This window comes from Marinitoga lauensis (genome assembly GCF_004135675.1).
Classification (GTDB): domain Bacteria; phylum Thermotogota; class Thermotogae; order Petrotogales; family Petrotogaceae; genus Marinitoga; species Marinitoga lauensis.
On record NZ_QHLX01000003.1, the window covers coordinates 92,536 to 114,377 of the forward strand.

Here is a 21,842-nt window from a genome sequence, read left to right on the forward strand (position 1 = left end):
TTTTATTTTGTCGACAATTTGAGGCCGCTTATGCGGCTTTTTATTAAAAAAATGAAATATTTGAAAAAATGAAATATTTATGGTAAAATTAAAATTAGAAAACGATATAAAGGGGCTGAACTATCCATGGAAGTTTTGAAAGTTGGACATTCTTCATCACCAAATAAAGTAGCTGGAGCTATAGCAGGTGTTTTAAGCAAGACAGATGAAGTAGAAATTCAAGCAATAGGGCGGGGGCAGTTAACCAAGCAGTAAAAGCTATTGCTATTGCCAGAAGATTCGTTGAAACTCGTGGTAAAAAGCTTTTTGTGGTTCCTGGGTTTGTTGAAGTAACGGTAGGAGAAGAAAAGAGAACAGGAATTAAATTTAGGGTATTTGCTGAAATAACTGAAGAAGAAACAGAAGCCTAAGCAAGGAGAATTTTCTAAGTGATAGATGATAAAATCATCAATGAAATAGTTACCGCGTGTACAAAAGACGCGCGGCTTTTTTCTATAGTTGAAGAAATATCTAAATTAAATAAAGAAAATAGACTAAAAATAAGAAGAAAAGCTTCAATGGTTTTAAAAAAAGAAAAAACCGTTGATAAAGAAGCTTTAACTTTTTATTTTGTTATAACAGAAGGTAATGTTGCAGAAGAGATTTTGAGGAGGATAAATAATGAAAAAGCGAGAGATGCCTAAATATGTAGGTGGTCAGGCAGTAATAGAAGGCGTTATGATGAAAGGAATTAATACTGTTGTGGCCGTAAGAAGAAATGATGGGAAAATTCAGGTTAAAAGATTAAGAGAAAGTTCTTTTGGTTGGTTAGAAAAAATCCCCTTTATAAGAGGCTTCTTTGTTTTATTAAAAGCAATGATAATTGGAATGGAAGCTCTTTCATATTCTGCGAATGTTTCTGGTGAAGAGGAAATTACGAAGAAAGATATGATTGTTTCAATATTATTAGCGTTTTTATTTGCGATTGGTGGTTTTGGTTTAGGACCTATGTTTTTAACAAAATTATTTCACATTCAAAATGAATTCTGGTTTTCCTTAGTCGAAGGTGTGATAAGAGCATTTTTTGTAATATTGTATATATGGGTAATTTCTTTATTTAAAGATATAAAACGAGTTTTTGAATACCATGGAGCAGAACATAAAACGGTTTATACTTATGAAGATGGTAAAGAATTAGCTGTTCATAATGCCAAAAAGTATACAACTTTGCATCCAAGATGTGGAACTAGTTTTTTAATTATAACAGTTTTTGCTTCCATTATAGTGTTTTCTATAACAGGTGCATTGGGATACACAACATTGTTAGCAAAAGTTGTTACAAGAATTGTATTATTACCGTTAGTGGCTGGATTTGCTTATGAATTTCAAAGATTTACAGCCAAAATAATAGATACATGGGTTGGAAAAATTTTGGCCTGGCCAGGGTTGGCATTGCAAAAAATTACTACATCTGAACCTGATGAAAAACAGCTTGAAGTTGCAATTGTATCATTAAAATATGCTTTGAAAGAAGATTTTGACGGCGAAGAAGTTGTAGAAGTTTAAATTATTATCAATTGACTTTTAACATTTTATATAATATAATATAAATACCTTAGCTCAGATAATGGAGTAAACCTTATCTTGGCTAAAGGAATATATATATGGAGGTAGAGAAGTATGTCAAGAGGATTAGATCCAGAAATTAAAAACAAAGTTATTGAAGAATTTAAAATCAACGAAAAAGACACAGGTTCGGTTGAAGTTCAAATTGCATTATTAACAGCAAGAATTAGACACTTAACAGAACACTTAAAAGTTCATTCAAAAGATTTCCATTCAAGAAGAGGATTAATGAAAATGGTTGGTAAAAGAAGAAAAATGTTGAAATACTTGAAAAAAGAAAGACCAGAAGTTTATAAAGAATTAATTTCAAAATTAGGAATTAGAGGATAATAAAAGATAACTCCGAAAGGGAGTTGTTTTTATATGATACTAATTAAAATAAGTAATCTATAAAATAAAATAAAATCTCCAGGATTATCCTGGAGATTTTAATCAATATTAATTTGTTTGAATTTTTTAGCTTTTTCAGGTAATTTTGGTATTTCGATTTTTAGAACACCGTCTTTGAATTTTGCTTTTATTTTTTCATAATCAATATAGTCAGGTAATCTGATGGACCTTTCAAATTTTCCATAATATCTTTCGCGTTTTATATAGTTTCTACCTTTATCTTCTTTATTATCCTTCTTTTCTGCAGAAATTGTCAAAATGTCATCATCTAATCTTATGTTTATATCTTTTTTATCATATCCGGGACATCAGCTTCGATTACTATGTCTTTTTCTGTCTCATAGATATCTAAATTAGGCATAGCAAAACCTTTTGAGTTTTCAAAAATGTCAAGAGTTCCAAAATCATCAAATAGCCTTTCAATTTCTCTTCTCAAAGTTTCAAATGGTTCAAAGAAATTTCCTCTTTCATATTTTTTGATTTCACTCATGATATCCCTCCTTTTCTTTAATTTTTTCTGTTTCATCGACTTCCATTATATATGACGAAAAAATTTTTATTGAGTTCAAAAAGTTCAAAAGAATTATAAAAATTTTATAATTCTTTATATTAGCTTATTATAATGTATTTAAATATAAAATTAACTAAAAATTATAGCAATCTTTACTATTAATTGATAATAGAAATTATTAATTTTATTTTTCATATATAACAATTTTTTGTAAATTACATGATATAATTTATATTGATAAAATATATTTTCAAAAAGTCAAAATTACTTTTATTATATTATTAAAAACATAAATTTTAAATTTGTAATTAATATAAAAATCTGATATAATTTATCTGAAAATGAAATTAGGGGGTGATTTAGTGAAAAAAAACTTTTTTCTTAAACAGCCTATGATGAGGCGAGTTCTTTACTCCTTAGCTCCTATATATTTATTTGCTTTATATTTTTATGGAGTTAGATTATTATTGTTAAGTGTTGTTGTCTTTGGTGGTGGATATTAACTGAATATATAATGGAGAAAAGAGTTAAAAAAAATGTATCAGAAGCTGTTCTGGTAACATCTATGCTTTTTGTTCTTTCTTTGCCTCCTTTAACTCCATGGTGGATAGCATTAATTGGTATAATATTTGGCGTTTTATTTGGAAAAGAGGTTTTTGGAGGTTTTGGGAGGAATCCATTTAATCCTGCTATAGTTGGAAGATTGTTTATCTATATAACATTTCCAAATATTATGACGTATGGTTGGATGGAGCCAGGTAATTTTGGAATAAATGCTATTACTACGGCAACGCCTTTGAAAATTATGAGAAGTGGAGAAGGGGATTTTAATTTATTAAAGTTGTTTTTTGGGATTAGATCTGGATCGATGGGAGAAAGTTTTATATTTTTAATTATTATTGCCGCAATTTATTTAATTTATACAAAAACTGCAAGCTGGAAAATAATAATATCAACATTTTTAAGTTCGGTTAGTATGATATATGCATTTTATTTTGTAGGTTTAATAAATTATCCGCTTCAATTCTTAATGTCTGGTAGTTTATTATTTGTTACAGTATTTATGGCAACAGATCCTATTAGTGGACCAAAAAATCAAAAAGCTCACTGGTATTATGGAATTTTAATTGGGGTTGTAACAATATTGATTAGAACCTTCTCGTTATTTCCAGAAGGTACAAGTTTTGCAGTTTTATTGGGAAATACATTTGCACCTTTAATGGATGAACTTCTTATTAAGAAAAGAAAATAAGGGGGAATATTTATGATTTATATAAAATCTCTTTTGGACCAAGAAAATCAAAAAGTCATGGTTTTTAATATTATTAGGTATTATAATAAATTTTTGACATTTTATGTCAAAAAAGAAGGTGGAAAAATGAAGAAAGAAAGTAAATTATATGTAGTTATATTCACCTTTGTTATTTCATTTATTTTGTTTTTATATTGGCATTAGCCAATGAATTGACTAAGGAAAAGGTTAAGATAAATGAAGAACTATTTCAGAGAAAAGCCATTTTATCCGCCATGGGAATCGATTTCAAAACTGATAAAGAAGCATATGAGTTATTTAATAAAAAATATCTATTGAAAAATAAAAGATATAGATGTATATAAATCAACTGTAAATGGTGAAGATGTCTATGCTGTTGTTTTATTGGAAATGGATTGTGGAGTACTATTAGGGAGTACTTGCAGTTAATAAAGATTTGACTCGAATTATAGGAGTAGATTTTATTTCACAAAGTGAAACTCCGGATTAGGTGGAAGAATTGAGGAAGCCTGGTTTAAAAGCCAATTTAGATTTGAAAAGATAAAAGATGGAAAAATAAAAATGATTATAGGAGGAACTGGCAAAGGAGACTTTGATCATGAAAATGGTGAATTTGAAGCAATTACAGGTGCTACAAGAACATCTGAAGCTGTTGCGGCCATGTTAAATAAATATCTGGATATTCTAAAAAACCTCTTAGGGGTGAATTAAAATGAGTGAATACAAAAAAGTATTAAAAGAAAATGTATGGTACAATAATCCGGTTTTTGTTCAAATTTTGGGCATATGTTCTGCATTAGCTGTTACCAATAATTTAACTAACACATTTATTATGACTGTTGCAGTAAGTTTGGTTACAGCATTTTCGAGTTTAACTATTTCAATAATAAAAGGATTAATCCCCGAAAAGTAAGAATGATAGTCCAAACATTAATTATAGCTTTTTATGTTATTATTGTGGATATTATTTTAAGAGCATATTTACCAGGAATAAGTAAAGCGCTGGGCCATATGTTGGATTAATAATAACCAATTGTATTATTATGGGTAGAGCAGAAGGATTTGCGCAATCAAATGGACCTATTATATCTTTTTGGGACGGTTTTACTTCTGGACTAGGATATCTTGTGGTATTAATGGTTGTTGCATTTTTTAGAGAATTGTTGGGTTTTGGTACATTATTTGGTTATAGAGTTTTGCCAGAAGGATTTATATCATGGACGATTATGCTAATGGCACCAAGTGCATTTTTTATGCTTGCTATTTTCATATGGGTTGCAAAAGGTTTAATGTTGAGAAAGGAGGCTAAATAATGGCTCCAAATATAAATCCTTTCATATTATTTTTTGCATCGATATTTACAAGCAATATATTACTCGCAAATTTTCTTGGCATGTGTTCATTTATTTCTATATCAAAGGATATTACATCATCAAATGGTTTAGGTATGGCTGTTACAATGGTAATGACAATAACAACAGCTTTAAATTGGATTGTATATAATAAAATTATTGTGCCTCTGGGTCTGGAGTATTTAAGATATATTATTTTTATTATTGTTATAGCGGCTGTAGTACAAATACTGGAAATGCTTATTGATAGATTATCTCCAAACTTATATATGAGTCTTGGTATTTTTTTACCATTGATTACAGTTAACTGTGCAATTTTAGGAGTTTCTTTGTTTATGCAATTGAGATATTATACATTTATACAATCTATATTTTATGGATTAGGATCAGGTCTTGGCTGGTGGCTTGCTATTATGGCATTAGCAGCAATTAGAAAAAGAGTAGATAAAAGTCCTAATGTTCCTGCAGCATTAAAAGGTCCTGGGGTGACATTGATTATTATAGGGATAATGGCAATGGCATTTATAGGCTTTTCAGGAATGCTCAATGTACAGTGAGGTGATATTATGAGCCCTATTATATTGGCACCTTTAGTAGTCTCGATTATTAGTGGAGTTTTAGCGGCAATAATTGCTATAGTTGATGGTATTGTCAATAATTATGGAGAAGTTAAAGTGAATATTAATGGAGAAAAGGAATTAACAGTAAAGGGTGGTGCATCTCTTTTAACAACATTATCTGAAACAGGTATTTTTGTTCCCTCTGCATGTGGAGGTAGAGGAAGCTGTGGTGCATGTAAAGTAAAGGTTTTATCAGATATTGGATCACATTTGCCCACTGAAACCCCATGCTTACACCAGAAGAGATAAAAGAAAATATTAGATTATCCTGTCAGGTTAAAGTAAAAAAAGATATAGAAATATGGCTGCCAGAAGAACTATTTAATGTAAAAAAATATAAAACAGTAGTTGAATCAATAAAAGATGTAACCCATGATATTAAAGAAGTAAAATTTAAGCTTTTAGAACCATCAGAAGTTAATTTTAAAGCAGGACAATATATGCAAATTATAATTCCGCCTTATGAAAAAATAAAAGAACCAACACAAAGAGCTTATTCTATATCTTCTTTACCATCAGAAAAAAATTCATTTGAATTATTAATACGACTTGTTCCAGGTGGAATCGCAACAACATATGTTCATAATTATTTAAAAGAAGGAGATACAATGGAAGTAATAGGACCATTTGGTGAATTTTATTTAAGAGACACTGAAGCAGATGTAATAGGGGTTGCAGGTGGTTCGGGTATGGCTCCTTTAAAATCAATAATTTTAGATATGTATGAAAAAGGAATAACCAATAGAAACGTGTGGTATTTTTTTGGTGCCCGTTCTTTAAGAGATTTATATTATGTTGATATGTTTAGAGAGTTAGAGAAAAAATGGCCAAACTTTCATTTTGTTCCGGCGTTGTCAGAACCCTTACCAGAAGATAATTGGGAAGGTGAAACGGGATTTATTACAGATGTATTGGATAAATATATTAAAGAAAAGATGGATCAAAATACTCCTAAAGAAGGATATTTATGCGGTAGTCCTGGAATGATAAATGCATGTGTTAATGTTATGACAAAAAATGGAATTTCAGAGGACAAAATTTACTATGACAAATTTGCTTAGGGGGGTGAAATCATGAAGATGACTCCTGAATTTCAGAAAGCTCAGGCCAATATGCAACCAGGTGTCATAACTGCAGATGGATTTATGGGGAATGATGATAGAAATTTAATAGATATTATTATAGAAGACGAGGAGATATTATCCAGTTTAAATTGTGATATTAAAACAATAATAAACAAATTAAAATACTTAAAAGAAAAAGGGGAAAAAGGATTAGGAGAGCCAATTACAGTTGATGGGAAATGGGAAGTTCAAGTTGGGGAAGCGAGAGGACATTTGCCATGTCCTTTTGAAGATGGAATATTCAGAAAAGTAGTGACAAAAGTAGTGAATATTGAAAATAATGAAAGCATTATATTTAGTGATTTATCATTACATTTAATTGAGAAACATCATTTTTTTCAGGGAAAAGGATCTCCTTTCAGAATAGATCCGGCAAAATTAATAAGAGTATTGGAAATATGTAAATAAAAATATTACTCATATATATTGTGTTTTTATGGAGGGATAATTATGTATGATATAACAATAATTGGAGCGGGAGTTATTGGTTGTGCTATAGCACGAGAATTATCTAAATATAATTTGAAAATATTACAGCTGGAAAAAAGCGATGATGTGAGCAATGGAGCATCAAAAGCAAATAGTGGAATTGTTCACGGTGGTTATGCGACAAAGTATGGAACTTTGAAAGGTAAGCTGGCTTTTAAAGGTAGTAGATTGTATAAAAAATTAAACGAAGAATTGAATTTTGGATATAAAAAAACGGGTGCTCTTGTTTTGGGGTTCGATGAAAAAGATGAAGAGAATATAAAAAAATTATATGAAAACGGATTAAAAAATGGTGTTAATGAAAGTGAAATGGAAATAATTTATAAAGATAAAATTTTAGAATTGGAACCAAATATAAGCAAAAAAGTAAAAGTGGCTTTGCTGGCAGAAGATGTTGGAATAGCTTCGCCATACGAAATGACTATAGCTCTGGCCGAGAATGCTGTGAAAAATGGAGTGGAATTAAAACTTGAAAATGAGGTAAAAGATATTATTGAATATGTTGATTATTATGTGGTAATAACTAATAAAGAGACATATAACACAAAATATATTATAAATGCTGCAGGTGTTTATAGTGATAAAATTTCCAGTATGGTTGGAATAAATAATTTTTTTATAAAGCCAAGAAAAGGTCAATATATAATTTTTCATAAAGGTTACGGGGAAATAATAAGCAGAGTAATTTTTCAAACTCCTACAGAAAAAAGTAAAGGTATATTGGTAACGCCCACATATCATGGAAATTTGATGATAGGTCCAAATACGGAGGAAATCGTTGAAAAAGAAGATATGAGTACAGATGTTGAAGCATTAAAATATATAATACATACAGCAAAAAAATCAGTTCCTGATATTGATTTGAGGAAAGTTCTGACATCATTTTCCGGAATACGTCCTACTCCCTCAACAGGAGACTTTATTATTGAAGAATCAAAAAAAGGATTTATCAATGTAGCGGGAATTGAGTCACCTGGCTTAACTTCTTCACCGGCTATAGCAGAAATGGTAATTAATATATTAGAAAAATCAGGAATTAAGCTTGTAAAAAAAACGGATTTTGATCCTTATAGACCACCAATTATTATAAAAAAGGATTTAACATATAAAGAAGTAAATAAAATGTTAAATATTAACTCACCTGATCAAATAATTTGTAGATGCGAGCTGGTAAGTAAAAAAGAAATAATAGACGCTTTAAATAGAGGAATACCTATAAAATCTATAGATGCAATAAAAAGAAGAACAAGAGCAGGAATGGGATTTTGCCAGGGAGAATTTTGTGGACCGCGTGTAAGAAAAGTTATAGCTGAAACATTAAAAATTCCAGAAGATGAAGTTCCTCAAAGAGGTAAAGGATCTGGAATAATACCCAAAAAAGTAAATTTAAATTATTTTAAAAATCTTGGAATATAATATTCCGTAAATTATTCGTTTAAAGTAATGTGGTAATGATTTATTACTACATAATTAAATAAGAACTCTGGCAATTAGCCAGAGTTCTTATTTAAAAGTCTATTTCTACTGGAACTAATGTTGCGTATTTTTCCTGTGATGCATCATAACTTGATAATACTTTATGTTGGTCATATCCTTCTGGAACTATTATGTCAAGAACATATGGTCCGTAGTCTCCTGCGTTTGCTGGATAGCCTCCAAGGGTCCATTGTGTATTTTCTGGGTAATTGCTCTATAATGATCAGCGCCGTATCCATCCTGAGAACCTACTATAAAGTAAGCATATATTTTGTTATTTTCTATATTCAAGAATTTTTTCATTACTATTACAGTTACAATTTTTTCTCCAGGATCTGCTTCTACCTGTACGCCTTCTGGTAATTCCTGATCATCTGATGTTGCCAATAATTGACCATAACTTGGCCAGCCAGCTACTTTGATAAAATAATCCCATGGATGGTTTGAGTCAAATTGCACTCTTGCACCATCTTTATATGTCCTTGTTAACCCACCATTTTTGGTATCTAAATAAATGTTTATTAATTGATGTGAAAAGCCTTTAGGTGCTCCCCATGGATTTGTCATTTCACCAAATTTGAATTTAAATACCAATGAGTCTTCTGCATCATAAACTTTAACCCATTCCATATCCCATAAACCTTTATAAGGTTTGAATGCTCCATCTTTAGGATATGTATAACCTCCTGGGCCATCTTCATCACCAATTGGATCTTCAAATGTTTTTATCAATTTTCCTCCTATTTCTTTAGGAATCGTAACATGAACAGGTCCAGAATTAGGAGCAAAGTCTACATCACCAGAGTTTCCTTTTTCCGTATAAGCCATTACTACTGCTAAATTAAATTCATCACCACTTTTTATGCCGATTAAATCAAATGGAATTTTAAATTCAACAACGTTTTCTTTTGAAGCTATATATCCCGGTTTTTTACCTGCAATCATCCATCTTTCTGTACCACTTGCATTATAGTAATATAAATCACTTTTTTTCGGATATTTTTGAAGGTTAAAGCTAAACCTTTTTGCCAGAGCAAAACCTAAGTCTGTGATTTGTTCACCACTTTTTGAATAAGCAGTTCTTGTATTTAATTTTTTTGCATTTGGCATATCAGTATAGATTTCTAATTTATATGGTTTTCCAGCTAATTCATTTATAGATTTTTTAAGTTCTACTGCAACATAAATATTTGAATTGTCTCTTCCGACATAAAAGCCAGAAATTAAGTCTCCTTCTTTATACATTATTCCTGAATCATCATCAGCAAAATATCCGCTCTTTGACATTTCTTTATCATCTATAATACCATCCAATGTTATTTCAACTTTACCAATATTTCCTTTTGAAGCCATAGAAGGCTTTTTATTAGCTATAAATAGATATCCTGGAATCTTGTCTTCTGGAATTTTTGCCATTCTATATAATTGAATTAATAGTTTTTTAAATTGCATATCAAATAATACTTCGTTAGGTCCTGCGTCCTGGTCACTTCCATACCACCAGAACCAATCACTTCCCTCGGCAGCATATAATATATCTAACGCTTTTTTAAATTCTTCATCGGTTAGTTTATCTTTATTTTCCATTAATACTTTTCTTGCCTGGGCTAATCTTTCCCAACCTTCATTTTCTTCCTTTTCACCATACCATGTGTCTAAACTTCCACCAACCCATGAGCCTTTAGGTAATTGATTTAATTTACCTTTAACTCCATAATTTTCTATATATTCTTCTGGAGTAACTAATTCGATATATGGATCATTTGAAAGAGCTTGATAGAATAATTTTCTGAAATCATTACCATTATTTGGATAATGTTCCCAGGCATTTTCACCGTCAAGAGCAACAGTAACAATCATATCTCCTTCGTCATTTAATTTTTGTATATTATGAAGAGTTTGTAAAAAGTCTTTTACTGCACCTTCTTTTGTCATATTTGAATATTTAAAACCAATTCTATCTGATAAATCTGTATCTCTGAAAAATACATATACACTTTTTCCATCGATAGTTACTTTATAAGGTTTATATAATTTATGTGGATCACCTGTATTAATTCCAGCCTTTTGTAAGATTTGTTTATCTGTAATTATCCATTTTACGCCATTCTCTGCGAACATAGGAACAAGTGGAGAGCTAACAGCCTGTTCAGATGGCCACATTCCTACAGGTTTTCTACCAAATATTGATGTGAAATATTCTAATCCTCTTTTAATTTGGGCTTTAGCATCTTCTGGCCATCCCATGTCAACTAATAATGGTAATATTGGATGATAATATGGTGTTGTTGTTAATTCAACTTTTCCTTCATTCCATAATTTTTTATATTTTTCTACAATTTGTGACATTAATTCATAATGTTTTGATATTACATATTCTAAATCTTCTTTTGTATAGTTTCTATCTTTTTCTACCAGAGCTTTTAATTTTTTATCGCTATTGATATAATCGATGTTTATCCAATATAAATTCCATGCTACTTTTAAATCCAGCCAGTCTTGAGAGGTAAATTCTTCATTTTTATCTCTCTTTTCTCTTAATTCTGCATATCTTGGGTGTGAGTCAATAAATTGTGGGTTAATATCAAAGAAGTGCCATTTTACAAATTCTTTTTCTTCATCGGTTAAATTATTTTTTAATGATAATTCTAAGTATTTGTCTTTAGCTCCATTGTTTACGTAGTCCATTAATTGAATTAATAATACAGGAGTAATATTAAATGTGACTTTTCCACTTGTTAAGTAATTTTCAACTAAATCTGCCATATATGGATAGTCATTTACGGCATGAGCTCTTACCCATGGCATTTCAGCATTTAAATCACCAGGAATTTTATATGAAGGTTGATGATGATGCCATACTATTGCTACTTTCAAAGGTTCTTTATTATCATCGCCTTTAGGAATTTTGGATAAGAAATTTTCAATAGCTTCATCAGTAACGTTTTTTATTTCTGGAACTTCGCTTACATTTTCTAAAGAAGCTTCAGGTGGTATGTCTCTCCATGATGCAACTGTATCTTTTTGTATTTGATCTATATCCTCAACTATTACAACTCTATTTGATATTTCTTCACCCTTTTCATCTTTTTCAACAGTATCCCAATTTCCTCTGGTATATTTATATTCTAATCTTTTTCCAACTTCGATTTCCAGTTTATATGTAGCTATATTCCCATTTCTATCCATTACAAGCTGCCCTGGATCCCAATTATTGAAATTACCAACAATATAAATATTGTCAGATGATGGTGTGTTTGAAGGTAATGTTACTTCAAATGTAATGACAGCTTTTTCTCCAGGTTGGGCCTTTGTTTTAATTTCAGCAGGTATATCTGCCCAGCTTTCAACGGTGTCTTCTATTGTTTTACTTTTATCTGCTACAACTTTTCTGTTAGCAATTTCACCACCTTTTTCGTCTTTTTCTACGGTTCCCCAGTCACCACGTGTATATTTATATTCAAATTCACTATCTTTTTCTACATTTAAAGTAATAGTTCCAATATTATCTTTTCTTTTCAGAACATAATTTTCATCACCAGGGTTCCAATCATTAAATGACCCGACAATATAAATTTTTTCGTCCTTTGGCGTGTCTGAAGGTAATGTTACTTTAAAGGTTAAGGTAACAAGATCAGATTGTGTTTCTGTTGAAGTTTGTGTAACAGGTTTTTGGACACTTGTTGCTTCTTTTGTATTTTCTGGTGCAACCTTATTGATTAAAGGAGCTTCCGGTGTCGGTGAACTTTGTTGAGCACCACAACTAATCAAGAAAATAGATAATACTGATAAAATGAAAACCATAAAAAGTTTTGAAAAATGTTTCTGCATGAGTTTCTTAACCCCCTTTTAAAAGTTTAAGATTTTTGTGTTTGTAATTATATATATATACTCAGTTAAGATTATACACTAATATATGCTTAAATTTCAAGTTTTTAATAAAAAACATATTTACAATAATAGTGTTTTTGAAAAACTTTTAAGATGTGGTAAAATTCTTTTAGAAATAAGAGAATGGAGGGATTAAATGAATTTAATAAATAGTATAGCTGAAATGAAAAAATTAGAAATAAAATGATTAAAGAAGGAAAAAGTATAGGTTTTGTTCCAACTATGGGATATTTACATAAAGGTCATTTATCTTTGGTGGAACAGGCGAGAAAAGATAATGATATAGTTGTTGTAAGTATTTTTGTAAATCCAACTCAATTTGGTCCAAATGAAGATTTTGATAGATATCCAAGGGATTTAAATAGAGATATGGAATTATTAAAACCATATAATGTTGATTATATTTTTCATCCAGATGTAAACGAGATGTATTCAAAAGATCATTCAACATATGTGGAAGAGATAAAATTAACAAAAGTTCTCTGTGGTAAATCAAGGCCAGGGCATTTTAGAGGAGTGACAACTATAGTTACAAAACTATTCAATATAATAAGACCTACAAGAGCTTATTTTGGTCAAAAAGATGCTCAACAATTCAGAGTTCTTAGAAAGATGGTTAATGATTTAAATATGGATGTTGAAATGGTTGAAATGCCAATAATAAGAGAAGAAGATGGACTTGCAATGAGTTCAAGAAATATATATTTGAATTCAGAGGAAAGAAAGCAGGCTCTGGCATTAAGCAAATCATTGAAAAAAGCAAAAGAATTATATGAAAATGGTGAACGTAATGCAAATATTATAAAAGCAGAGATGCGAAAAATATTCAATGAAAATCCTCTGGTTAAAGTAGATTATATAGAAATAGTGGATGAATATAATCTGGAAAATGTAAATATTATTGAAAATAAAGTATTAGTAGCAGTTGCTGCTTTTGTAGGTAAGGCACGATTGATAGATAATGTAATTTTAGGATAGGGGAGATATAAATGTCTAAGATATCTATGAAGGGAATGTTGAATATAGTATCGATTATACTTTTGAGTATATCAATGTTTACTATAATATATTTTTTTCAAAACGAATTTGGAGAAACATTTCTGAGCCTATTTCAGAGAGTATAATGAATAATTTAAATGAAAAAGGAAATTATATATCTCTTTATTTTGAAAATGAAGTAAGAAAATTAGAGATAATGCCAAAGAATTTTTCATATAATTCAACAGAAACAGGTGAAGTTCTAAAAAACTTAAAAAAGCAATTAAAATCATATCCGGAATTTGAAGAGTTTTTTATAGCAAATTCTGATGGTGAAAGTATTTCAAGTTCAAATATTTTCACCAATATATCCAGATACAGATATTTTCAGGAAATTTTTACAAATGATAAAGAATGGGCTATTAGTGATATTTTTACATCTAAAATTTCAGGTGATGCTGCAATAATATTGGTAATTAAACATTATATTGATGGAAAAAAGTATATTTTTGGAGGTGCTTTAAACCTTAAAAAATTTTTTCTGGATTCAAATGCATTTAAATTTAAAAGAGAAGGAAATATATTTTTATAGACAACCTTGGGACTTATTTTAGTGTTAATAATGACGGAAGTATTAATTCAGGAACATTTGCAAAAAATTTCAGAGATAATATAATTCGTGATTTAAAAAACTCAAATGGATTTTTGGAAACAAAAAAGAATAAAAAGATTATTTATTATTTGTTAGTCCTATTAATTCTATAAATTGGAAAATAGGTTTTTATATTGAAAAAAGATTAATTACCCTGATTTTACCAGATATTATCTTATTGGATTTGTTTTTTTAGCAGTGCTTATATTTTTTGAAATTCTTTTTAATCATATAATTATAAGAAAAAGATTCTATAATTCTATTAATTTAATGAAAAACGAAATGAAGAAGCTTAATGAAATGAATTTTGATAAGATAGAAATAAATATCAAAGAACCTATGTTTATTGATTTTTCAGATAATTTGCAATTAATGGCTATGAATTTAAAGGAAAACTTCAATTCATTTTCTAATCAAATATATAAATTAGAAGGCAATATTAATCAAACCGATAATTTAATTAAAGAAGAAATCTCACGGCTAAATGAAGAAAATGAAACTATCGAAAAATTATCAAAGACATTTGAGGCAATCTCTCAATCTGTAAATGATTCTCAAAATGTTTCTGAAAATTTTAAAAATAAACTGTCTTCTTATGACAAAGAGCTTGAAGAGTTACGCCACAATTTATTAAAATCAAAAGCAAAAATTTCATATTTTTCTGAATTAATTTCTAAAATAACAGAAATTTCCGAAAAAGTCAGTGATTTATCTTTTAGAGCAGAAATATTATCCTTAAATGCAGCGTTAGAAGCTTCAAAAGAAAAAAGTTCCTTAACTTTTGCAGTAATTGCTGCGGATATGAGAGATATGTCTTATGTTTTAAAAGATTATAATTCTAAAACACATTCACATATATTGCACATAATAGAAAATTTAAATGAATATAAAAGTACGCTTGACGATTTATTCAAAGCTATAGACTCTAATATATTTGAAATAAGAAGGGTTTCTTCTAATTACAAAGATATAGAGAACTTTATTAAAGAATATTCAATATCCTCTGCTCAGGTGAAAAATGCTCTTAATTTATTAAAGTTAATTACTAACAAAAATAAAACAATTATGGAAAATATTGTAGATAATTTTAAAGAAATTGAAAAGAATTATGAAGAATTAAAAAGAATATTTATGTCAAAAAAAGCACCTAAAAATTTAGAGGAAATATTCAAAAAATTAGAAGAAATTGAAAAAAAAGAGGAAGCAGGAAGTGAATTAGATGAAGACTAATCCATTTAAATCACTAAAAAAAATTATCTTACTTAAAGATAAAATTGATTATTATGTTATATTTAAAGTAGAAAATATATTATATGGATTAAAGACAGATATTGTAAAAGAAATTATCCCAAGCTTAGAAAAAAAAGAATTACCCAATACTCCTGATTATATTATAGGGGTTATTAACAAAGATAATCAGCCAATTACTTTAATCGATTTGAAAAGATTATTAAAAGATGAATATCAGGATTATAATAAAAACATGTATGTAATAAATTTTGTTTATGATAAAAAAAATTATGGTTTTTTTACAAGAGAAGTAATAGATATTATTCCTATAGATAAGGGAGCCTTAAATAATGCAGGGGAAGAACTGCAGGATTTTTATTTTGTTGATAAAATTTTTTCTTTCAATGGTGATATAGTTCTTGTTATCAATGCAGAAAAAATAATAAAAAGTAACGAAGAATAAAAAATCCGGTCATAGACCGGATTTTTTATCTTAAAAGTTGTGTAACCTGTTGAGGTAATTGGTTTGCCTGAGACAACATAGCAGTACCACTTTGAAGTAAAATTTGTTGTTTAGTATATTCCGCCATCTCTTTTGCCATATCAGCATCTCTGATACGACTTTCAGCAGCTGTTAAGTTTTCTTCAGCAACACCTAAGTTTTTGATTGTATGTTCCAATCTATTTTGAGAAGCACCTAATTTCGCCCTGAATGCTGAAACTTTATAAATAGCTGCATCTAAAGCGCTAATGGCAAATTCAGCATCGCTTTGTGAATCGATTTTTACATGAGATGTAATACCTAAATCGTCAGCCTTCATACTTTCGAACCCAAGTGAAATGATCTGCCCTTCATTTGCACCAATATGGAATTTTATAGGATCAACATTAGAGGTTATATTTCCATATACAGCTATAGAACCACCATCAACTTTTGTTCCTGATGCCAAAGTCCCACCGTAATCAGCTATTTTTGCAATCTGATTTGAATCCCATTCGATTCTTACTGTAGCTGTTCCACCGCTTAAGGTAACGGCAACAGCTGAGCCTGATAAAGTTACACTTGTAATAGTTACCTGAGCAATACCATTTGAATCAATTCTTGATATTTTTACATCGAGTTGTGATGTTGCACCACCTGTAAACTGTCCAACTTCAATGATTATATTTCCACTTGCTGTAATATTAGATGAATATGCACCAACTGCAAAGTGGGCAGAGCCTGGTGCTACAATTTTTGCTTCAGCAGTTCTTGTTCCTTTTATTGAACCATCCAATAAATTTTTTGTATTAAATTGTGTTGTTTTAGCAATTCTGTCAATTTCATCTCTTAATTCTTTAAACTCATTTTGTAGTTGATCCCTATCAGCATCGGTATTTGTTTCTGTAGACGATTGGACAGCTAATTCTCTCATACGTTTTAAAATAGAATGAACTTCATCTAAAGCACCTTCAGCAGTTTGAATCATCGATACTGCATCCTGAGCATTTTTGATGGCTTTATCAAGTCCTTTTATCTGGTTTCTCATTTTTTCTGATATTGCCAATCCCGCAGCATCATCAGCAGCTCTATTGATTCTTAAACCAGAAGAAAGTTTTTCTAATGTTTTTCCCATACTACCCTTTACATTGGATAGAGTCCTCCACGCATTTAATGCTTCCATGTTGTGGTAAATTCTCATAAACTACACCTCCATGTTTATGTTATTTTGTTTTAAAAATAACTGTATATTGTATGTTTTCGAATTCATTTGCATATGTATTTCCAAATTCATCAACTATTTGAGAAGGATCTATTTTAAATTCCCATGTTTGTGATGAGTCAAGAGTTATATCCTTTAAAACTCCAAAAAACTTAATATGTTTATTTGTCTGATTCGATAAAGGGATATTTATTGTTTTATTTGTATTATTTTCAAAAATAGTTAAACTTATATTTATAGCATCTTTTGGAACTATTTCTGATTCATCATAAAATTCGATGCTTATTGTTGGGTTAACTATAGGAGAACTTATATATAGCTTATAGAAATCCGATGTGCTTTCTGTTGAATATACAGTAGTTCCTTCAATTGAAACTTTAAATAATTTAGGTGGATTATGTTCTTTTACCAATACTTCAAAATTTTTAGAAACGGAATAATTATTTTCAGTGTCCGTGGCAAAAATTGTAATATAATTATGTCCTTTTGGAAATTCAAATGATGTATATTTATAATTTCTTGTTTGAACAGGATTTGATCTAAATAGTTCATTGTCATTTATATTTATTGCATATATGTAGGTAGATGGATATGTATAGTTTGCATCGATATTAAAGACCATGTCAAAATCATTCAACTGGGTTGATTCTGGATCTACGTATATTTTTTCAGGTAAATAATATAAATTAGTACTTTCATCTGAATTTTTTTGAATTAAAGAATAATTAAGGTTAAAATTATTTATAGTTTTTATTACTTTAAATGTTTTATAAAGCTTTTTAGTATAATTTGTATCTGGTTTTGTAATTGTAAGAGTTAATTCATAATTACCAGGGTCCAGATACATAGTATTCGTTTCAAGAATAGTGCTATTTGTAGTTATATCCAGTTTCTTATAATCAATTCCATCCTTTTTTAGTAAAAATGAGTAATTTAACTCATTTGAAAAATCATATTTTTTGTTTATAACAGATTTAAAATAAACAGGGTCGCGATTTGTTATTTCACTGTTTACCTCGATTTTTAAATCTCTATCCATATAGTCCTTTTTATATAGTTCCAGATTTGCAATGAATTCTTCATATTTTTCCACTTTTAAATCAAAAGATATTTCTGTTGAATCATTTGTAATTAAATTTTTTACGTAGAATTTTAAAGAATTATCTCCATTATTCAGATAAATAGGACCATATTTAAAATGAAGCTTATCAGTGTATTCTTTAATTATTTCTCCATCTTTATCTGAGAATATATACAAATACGATGCAGGTAAGGTATAATTTTCCTTCACATTTGTTATTACATAAATAGGATCGATAGTAGTTAAAGTTGAATCATTAGTTATAGTAGGACCATCATAAGAACCTTTATGTAATTCGGAAATCAAATTAAATGACGTGTCTATATTTTTTGGGTTTAATTCTACAGTTGTTCTTCCAAAACCATTATTGGTACCATCATATATTTCTACAGAGATAATATGTTTTTTCTTCTGGAAAAAGAGTGGTGTTGATTCGAAAGTTTTATTCTTTATAGTTCCATTTTCTACCAGATTATTATCAAAATAGATTTTATAAAAAAAATCACTATTATACACAATGTCAGAATCAACATTGACTAGAATGGCATAGTTCCTGTAAGGGTCATAAGTGTTATTTTCCAATACTTTACCTGTTTCTATGTTTTTGAATTTCAAGACTGGTTCCAGTTCTTTTTTGTAGTCGTAAACATTAATATATAATTTATTTTTACTTGTATAGTTTTCTCCGCCTATGGAAAAAATTCCCTGAATTTCATATTTTCCTGGTTCTGTTAATTCGAAATTTCCAGAAAGCGTGTTTTCGTTTATGGCTTTTAATTCAATTGTTCTTATATTTTTATTATTATCAGTATTTGCTATATTTAAATAGGCCTGGCCAATATTGGCAAGTGGTGAATCCAATCTTAATATAACTTCACCTTTTGCTTCATTAATATCTTTATTCATTATTGTTTTTGTTTGTGATGAAAAAGAGATTTCAACGGTTATTTTGAATCTCGATTCAACAGGTTTTAAACATGAGGATAAAATAAATAATAATAAGATAATTATCAAATAGGATATATTTTTCATAAAATCCCTCCATGGAATAATCTTTCAATTTATCATTCTTTGAAAGAAATAAAATTCCTAAAAGTGTAAAATATTTAAAATATATGAATTGTGAATTTATTTGAATATTTCTGAATTAAGGTATGATTTTTAAATGCAAATGTTAGTATTTCTTTATAATCTATTTTGGAATTTTAATCATAAAAGTATATAATTCAAAATGTAGAGAATTTATAATTTTATTGATGAAATAATAGTAAATATTTTTTTAACTAACCAGGAGGTGCTAAGATGAGCATTAAATCAAAAATTATTTTTGGATTTTCTGTAATAGTGTTAATAGCTGTTATTATAGGAACTTTAGGATTGATATCTACCAATAATATAAAAAATTATGTTTTAAATATTGCAAATGATAATTTGCCTAAAGTTCAAGAAATACTATCGTTATATCAATTACAAACATCTATTGAAAAGTCTGAAATGGCATTATTAGGACTAACAGATCAGCAATTAAGAGATAATGAATATCAAAAAATAAGTGAAACATGGGATTCAATTAATAAATTGATTAAAGAATATGAAAAGTTTAATTTAAATACCGAAGAAGCAAAATACTGGAAAGAGTATAAAAATAAATTACATGCCTGGGAAAGTGCACATGCAAGTTTTATGGAAATATCCAAAAAATTAGATGAAACCAAAATACTGGACCCTAAAACTTTAAAATTAGATATAAAAACATATGAAAGTGAATTATACAGATTAGCCTGGATTATAGAAAAAGCTATTTTAGAAAAAGAACCATTTAATGAGGAATTAAATCCACGAAAAAGTGCTTTTGGTAAATGGCTTGAAAACTATCAAACAGAAAATGACTATTTAGCAGATATGTTTGTTGATATGAAAAAGTATAATGAGGGTTTTTTGAAAACAGCTAAAACAATTAATCTTGTTATAAAGAAAAAAAATGAAAAGCAAATTGTTTTAATGCAGAGAGTATATAATAATTCTCTTATACCATATCTTGAAAATATATTTGACACATTTGAAACAATAAATCAGATTGCTGATGAATCATTAAAACTGAAAGAACTGATGGCTGAGCAAAGTTTAAACGTAAATTTACCGCTTTTCGAGGATATGGCCAATGTATTGAAGAAAATAGTTGATTATAACAAAGTTGAGGCTATTCAGAAAGGGAATGAAGCAATTTCTAAAGCTCAAAAAGCGTTAATTGTAGTTCTATCTTCAATAGGATTGGGTATTATTATTTCTATTATTTTTGGATGGGCAATTATTGCTAATATTGTAAAACCAATTAAGGAATTAATGAAAAAAATTAAAGCATTTGGTAAAGGAGATTTAACCATTAACTTTTCAATGAAAGGAAAAGATGAAATTTCACAAATGGCGCAGGTTTTAGATAATATGGCGAATGATTTAAGAGATTCAATGAAGTTAATATATGAAGCTTCTAATAAATTATCATTGTCATCAGATACATTGGCTTCAGTATCAGAAGAGCAAAACGTTATTTCGGATGACCTTGCATCACAATCAAGAATTATTGAGTCTAATACAGAAGACGCATCTGCCTCTGTAGAAGAGGTATCTTCAGGAGTAGAAGAAGTTGCAAGTTCTGCTCAAATGATATCAACAAATGCAGAGGAGTTATCTTATAAGGCAAATGAAACATCTGAAGCAGCTTTAAATGGGGAAAAATCCGTAAATAGAATAGTCGAAATAGTGGAAAATGCAGTAAAGGAATCAAATAATACTCAGGAAAAGGTAAACAGTTTATCAGAAAAAGTTCAAAATATAGGTAGTATTGTTGAAACTATAAATCAAATTACAGAGCAAACAAACTTATTGGCATTGAATGCGGCAATAGAAGCAGCAAGAGCTGGTGAAGCTGGAAAAGGATTTGCAGTAGTTGCTGATGAAATAAGAAAATTAGCCGAACAGAGTAAGGCATCAACAGAAGAAATAGCAAAAATATTAATATCTGTTAAAGAGGGAGCCTTAAGTGCAAATGAAGCAACAAATAAAGTAGTAAATATAATAAAGGATATTGATGTTGAATCTGAAAATGTTGTTTCACAATTTAAATTAATTTTGGATAAAGTAGAAGAGATGAACATGAAAGTTCATGAACTCTCATCTGCAGCAGAAGAACAGAGTGCTTCAACAGAAGAAATGGCTGCAGCTATGGATAGAATTTCAAAAGTTATTAATGAAATATCAGATCAGGTTAAACATATGGTTTTAGCAATTGAACAGCAAACACAAAGTTCGCATCAGGTGAATGAATCTGCAGAGGAAGGAAATAAGTTATCACAATCATTAATGGAGTTAATAAAGAAATTTAAGATATAATTATAAATAGAGCGGGTTTAAAAACGCTTCGCTGCGCGAAGTGTTTTAGGAATAAGAATTATTATAAATAATATTTA

19 protein-coding genes and 5 pseudogenes are annotated in these 21,842 nt (G+C 29.1%); 19 read left to right on the forward strand and 5 right to left on the reverse strand.

Going from position 1 to position 21,842, the window contains the following annotated elements:
• The first annotated feature begins 126 nt into the window (after positions 1–126).
• The 4 genes and pseudogenes from DJ007_RS05570 (at position 127) to rpsO (ending at position 1,935) form a co-directional block, all read left to right on the forward strand.
• Positions 127–410 (forward strand): annotated as a pseudogene (locus tag DJ007_RS05570) (stage V sporulation protein S).
• Between the two features lie 18 nt (positions 411–428).
• The gene (locus tag DJ007_RS05575) at positions 429–683 is read left to right on the forward strand and encodes a hypothetical protein (protein ID WP_129408693.1); all 255 of its coding nucleotides are present in this window, start codon (positions 429–431) and stop codon (positions 681–683) included.
• Complete coding sequence (locus DJ007_RS05580) at positions 661–1,545, forward strand: DUF1385 domain-containing protein (protein ID WP_129408694.1); 885 nt, start codon at positions 661–663, stop codon at positions 1,543–1,545. The genes DJ007_RS05575 and DJ007_RS05580 overlap by 23 nt, the downstream gene beginning before the upstream one ends.
• 114 nt (positions 1,546–1,659) lie before the next feature.
• The gene (rpsO, locus tag DJ007_RS05585; protein ID WP_129408695.1) at positions 1,660–1,935 is read left to right on the forward strand and encodes a 30S ribosomal protein S15; all 276 of its coding nucleotides are present in this window, start codon (positions 1,660–1,662) and stop codon (positions 1,933–1,935) included.
• 98 nt (positions 1,936–2,033) lie between these two features.
• Here the strand turns inward: rpsO and DJ007_RS15615 are convergent, their stop codons facing one another.
• Positions 2,034–2,252: an Hsp20/alpha crystallin family protein gene (locus DJ007_RS15615; protein WP_240739305.1), complete on the reverse strand. Its 219-nt coding sequence runs from the start codon at positions 2,250–2,252 to the stop codon at positions 2,034–2,036.
• A 23-nt stretch (positions 2,253–2,275) separates the two neighbouring features.
• A complete protein-coding gene (locus DJ007_RS15620; RefSeq protein ID WP_206076133.1) occupies positions 2,276–2,485 on the reverse strand; it encodes a hypothetical protein in 210 nt (69 codons plus the stop codon).
• A 383-nt stretch (positions 2,486–2,868) separates the two neighbouring features.
• Between DJ007_RS15620 and DJ007_RS20770 the strand changes: the two genes are divergently transcribed.
• The 10 genes and pseudogenes from DJ007_RS20770 to DJ007_RS05625 all read left to right on the forward strand — a co-directional run bounded on the left by DJ007_RS20770 (position 2,869) and on the right by DJ007_RS05625 (position 8,780).
• Entirely contained in the window at positions 2,869–3,009 is a 141-nt protein-coding gene (locus DJ007_RS20770; protein WP_206076134.1) for a hypothetical protein, read from the forward strand.
• Positions 3,010–3,020: 11 nt separating this feature from the next.
• Positions 3,021–3,758 carry an RnfABCDGE type electron transport complex subunit D gene (locus DJ007_RS05595; protein WP_206076135.1) on the forward strand — a complete coding sequence of 246 codons (738 nt, stop codon included), beginning with the start codon at positions 3,021–3,023 and terminating at the stop codon, positions 3,756–3,758.
• Positions 3,759–3,770: 12 nt separating this feature from the next.
• Positions 3,771–3,962, forward strand: a complete 192-nt coding sequence (locus DJ007_RS15630) for a hypothetical protein (protein WP_206076136.1) — start codon at positions 3,771–3,773, stop codon at positions 3,960–3,962.
• On the forward strand, positions 3,953–4,123 hold the full coding sequence (locus tag DJ007_RS15635; protein WP_206076137.1) for a hypothetical protein: 171 nt from the start codon (positions 3,953–3,955) through the stop codon (positions 4,121–4,123). Before DJ007_RS15630 ends, DJ007_RS15635 begins: the two co-directional genes overlap by 10 nt.
• Before the next feature lie 217 nt (positions 4,124–4,340).
• Positions 4,341–4,490 carry an FMN-binding protein gene (locus DJ007_RS15640; RefSeq protein ID WP_206076138.1) on the forward strand — a complete coding sequence of 50 codons (150 nt, stop codon included), beginning with the start codon at positions 4,341–4,343 and terminating at the stop codon, positions 4,488–4,490.
• 1 nt (position 4,491) lies between these two features.
• Positions 4,492–5,092, forward strand: a pseudogene (locus tag DJ007_RS05605) (NADH:ubiquinone reductase (Na(+)-transporting) subunit D).
• A complete protein-coding gene (locus DJ007_RS05610) occupies positions 5,092–5,688 on the forward strand; it encodes an Rnf-Nqr domain containing protein (RefSeq protein ID WP_129408696.1) in 597 nt (198 codons plus the stop codon). Before DJ007_RS05605 ends, DJ007_RS05610 begins: the two are co-directional and overlap by 1 nt.
• A gap of 9 nt (positions 5,689–5,697) precedes the next feature.
• Positions 5,698–6,812 (forward strand): annotated as a pseudogene (locus tag DJ007_RS05615) (NADH:ubiquinone reductase (Na(+)-transporting) subunit F).
• Positions 6,813–6,824: 12 nt separating this feature from the next.
• Positions 6,825–7,283 (forward strand): hypothetical protein, encoded by a 459-nt coding sequence (locus DJ007_RS05620; protein WP_129408697.1) that lies wholly within the window; start codon positions 6,825–6,827, stop codon positions 7,281–7,283.
• Positions 7,284–7,325: 42 nt separating this feature from the next.
• Positions 7,326–8,780, forward strand: a complete 1,455-nt coding sequence (locus DJ007_RS05625; RefSeq protein WP_129408698.1) for an NAD(P)/FAD-dependent oxidoreductase — start codon at positions 7,326–7,328, stop codon at positions 8,778–8,780.
• A 91-nt stretch (positions 8,781–8,871) separates the two neighbouring features.
• Here DJ007_RS05625 and DJ007_RS05635 read toward each other — a convergent pair.
• Positions 8,872–12,671, reverse strand: a pseudogene (locus DJ007_RS05635) (glucodextranase DOMON-like domain-containing protein).
• Positions 12,672–12,867: 196 nt separating this feature from the next.
• Between DJ007_RS05635 and panC the strand changes: the two are divergent.
• The 4 genes and pseudogenes from panC (at position 12,868) to DJ007_RS05655 (ending at position 16,054) form a co-directional block, all read left to right on the forward strand.
• A pseudogene (panC, locus tag DJ007_RS05640) lies at positions 12,868–13,709 on the forward strand (pantoate--beta-alanine ligase).
• Between the two features lie 145 nt (positions 13,710–13,854).
• Positions 13,855–14,301: a PDC sensor domain-containing protein gene (locus DJ007_RS05645; protein WP_129408701.1), complete on the forward strand. Its 447-nt coding sequence runs from the start codon at positions 13,855–13,857 to the stop codon at positions 14,299–14,301.
• Between the two features lie 342 nt (positions 14,302–14,643).
• Positions 14,644–15,591, forward strand: a complete 948-nt coding sequence (locus DJ007_RS05650) for a methyl-accepting chemotaxis protein (protein ID WP_206076141.1) — start codon at positions 14,644–14,646, stop codon at positions 15,589–15,591.
• Entirely contained in the window at positions 15,581–16,054 is a 474-nt protein-coding gene (locus DJ007_RS05655; RefSeq protein WP_129408703.1) for a chemotaxis protein CheW, read from the forward strand. Before DJ007_RS05650 ends, DJ007_RS05655 begins: the two co-directional genes overlap by 11 nt.
• A gap of 25 nt (positions 16,055–16,079) precedes the next feature.
• Here DJ007_RS05655 and DJ007_RS18945 read toward each other — a convergent pair whose 3' ends face one another.
• Both DJ007_RS18945 and DJ007_RS05665 read right to left on the reverse strand, forming a co-directional pair.
• Positions 16,080–17,273 (reverse strand): flagellin N-terminal helical domain-containing protein, encoded by a 1,194-nt coding sequence (locus tag DJ007_RS18945; RefSeq protein ID WP_129408704.1) that lies wholly within the window; start codon positions 17,271–17,273, stop codon positions 16,080–16,082.
• A gap of 22 nt (positions 17,274–17,295) precedes the next feature.
• Positions 17,296–19,407, reverse strand: a complete 2,112-nt coding sequence (locus DJ007_RS05665; RefSeq protein ID WP_129408705.1) for a hypothetical protein — start codon at positions 19,405–19,407, stop codon at positions 17,296–17,298.
• 270 nt (positions 19,408–19,677) lie between these two features.
• On the opposite strand from DJ007_RS05665, the gene DJ007_RS05670 reads away from it, so the two are divergent.
• Positions 19,678–21,765, forward strand: a complete 2,088-nt coding sequence (locus DJ007_RS05670; RefSeq protein WP_129408706.1) for a HAMP domain-containing methyl-accepting chemotaxis protein — start codon at positions 19,678–19,680, stop codon at positions 21,763–21,765.
• The last annotated feature ends 77 nt before the right edge of the window (positions 21,766–21,842 follow it).

What these genes read in the sequence shown, in the direction of transcription:
- DJ007_RS05580 (WP_129408694.1), top strand. Translation starts at nt 661, where the DNA reads ATGAAAAAGCGAGAGATGCCTAAATATGTAGGTGGTCAGGCAGTAATA.
- DJ007_RS05610 (WP_129408696.1), top strand. Translation starts at nt 5,092, where the DNA reads ATGGCTCCAAATATAAATCCTTTCATATTATTTTTTGCATCGATATTT.
- DJ007_RS05650 (WP_206076141.1), top strand. Translation starts at nt 14,644, where the DNA reads ATGAAGAAGCTTAATGAAATGAATTTTGATAAGATAGAAATAAATATC.
- DJ007_RS05595 (WP_206076135.1), top strand. Translation starts at nt 3,021, where the DNA reads ATGGAGAAAAGAGTTAAAAAAAATGTATCAGAAGCTGTTCTGGTAACA.
- DJ007_RS15620 (WP_206076133.1), bottom strand. Translation starts at nt 2,485, where the DNA reads ATGAGTGAAATCAAAAAATATGAAAGAGGAAATTTCTTTGAACCATTT.
- DJ007_RS05620 (WP_129408697.1), top strand. Translation starts at nt 6,825, where the DNA reads ATGAAGATGACTCCTGAATTTCAGAAAGCTCAGGCCAATATGCAACCA.
- DJ007_RS18945 (WP_129408704.1), bottom strand. Translation starts at nt 17,273, where the DNA reads ATGAGAATTTACCACAACATGGAAGCATTAAATGCGTGGAGGACTCTA.
- DJ007_RS05625 (WP_129408698.1), top strand. Translation starts at nt 7,326, where the DNA reads ATGTATGATATAACAATAATTGGAGCGGGAGTTATTGGTTGTGCTATA.
- DJ007_RS05645 (WP_129408701.1), top strand. Translation starts at nt 13,855, where the DNA reads ATGAATAATTTAAATGAAAAAGGAAATTATATATCTCTTTATTTTGAA.
- DJ007_RS15640 (WP_206076138.1), top strand. Translation starts at nt 4,341, where the DNA reads ATGATTATAGGAGGAACTGGCAAAGGAGACTTTGATCATGAAAATGGT.
- DJ007_RS05665 (WP_129408705.1), bottom strand. Translation starts at nt 19,407, where the DNA reads ATGAAAAATATATCCTATTTGATAATTATCTTATTATTATTTATTTTA.
- rpsO (WP_129408695.1), top strand. Translation starts at nt 1,660, where the DNA reads ATGTCAAGAGGATTAGATCCAGAAATTAAAAACAAAGTTATTGAAGAA.
- DJ007_RS05655 (WP_129408703.1), top strand. Translation starts at nt 15,581, where the DNA reads ATGAAGACTAATCCATTTAAATCACTAAAAAAAATTATCTTACTTAAA.
- DJ007_RS05670 (WP_129408706.1), top strand. Translation starts at nt 19,678, where the DNA reads ATGAGCATTAAATCAAAAATTATTTTTGGATTTTCTGTAATAGTGTTA.
- DJ007_RS15630 (WP_206076136.1), top strand. Translation starts at nt 3,771, where the DNA reads ATGATTTATATAAAATCTCTTTTGGACCAAGAAAATCAAAAAGTCATG.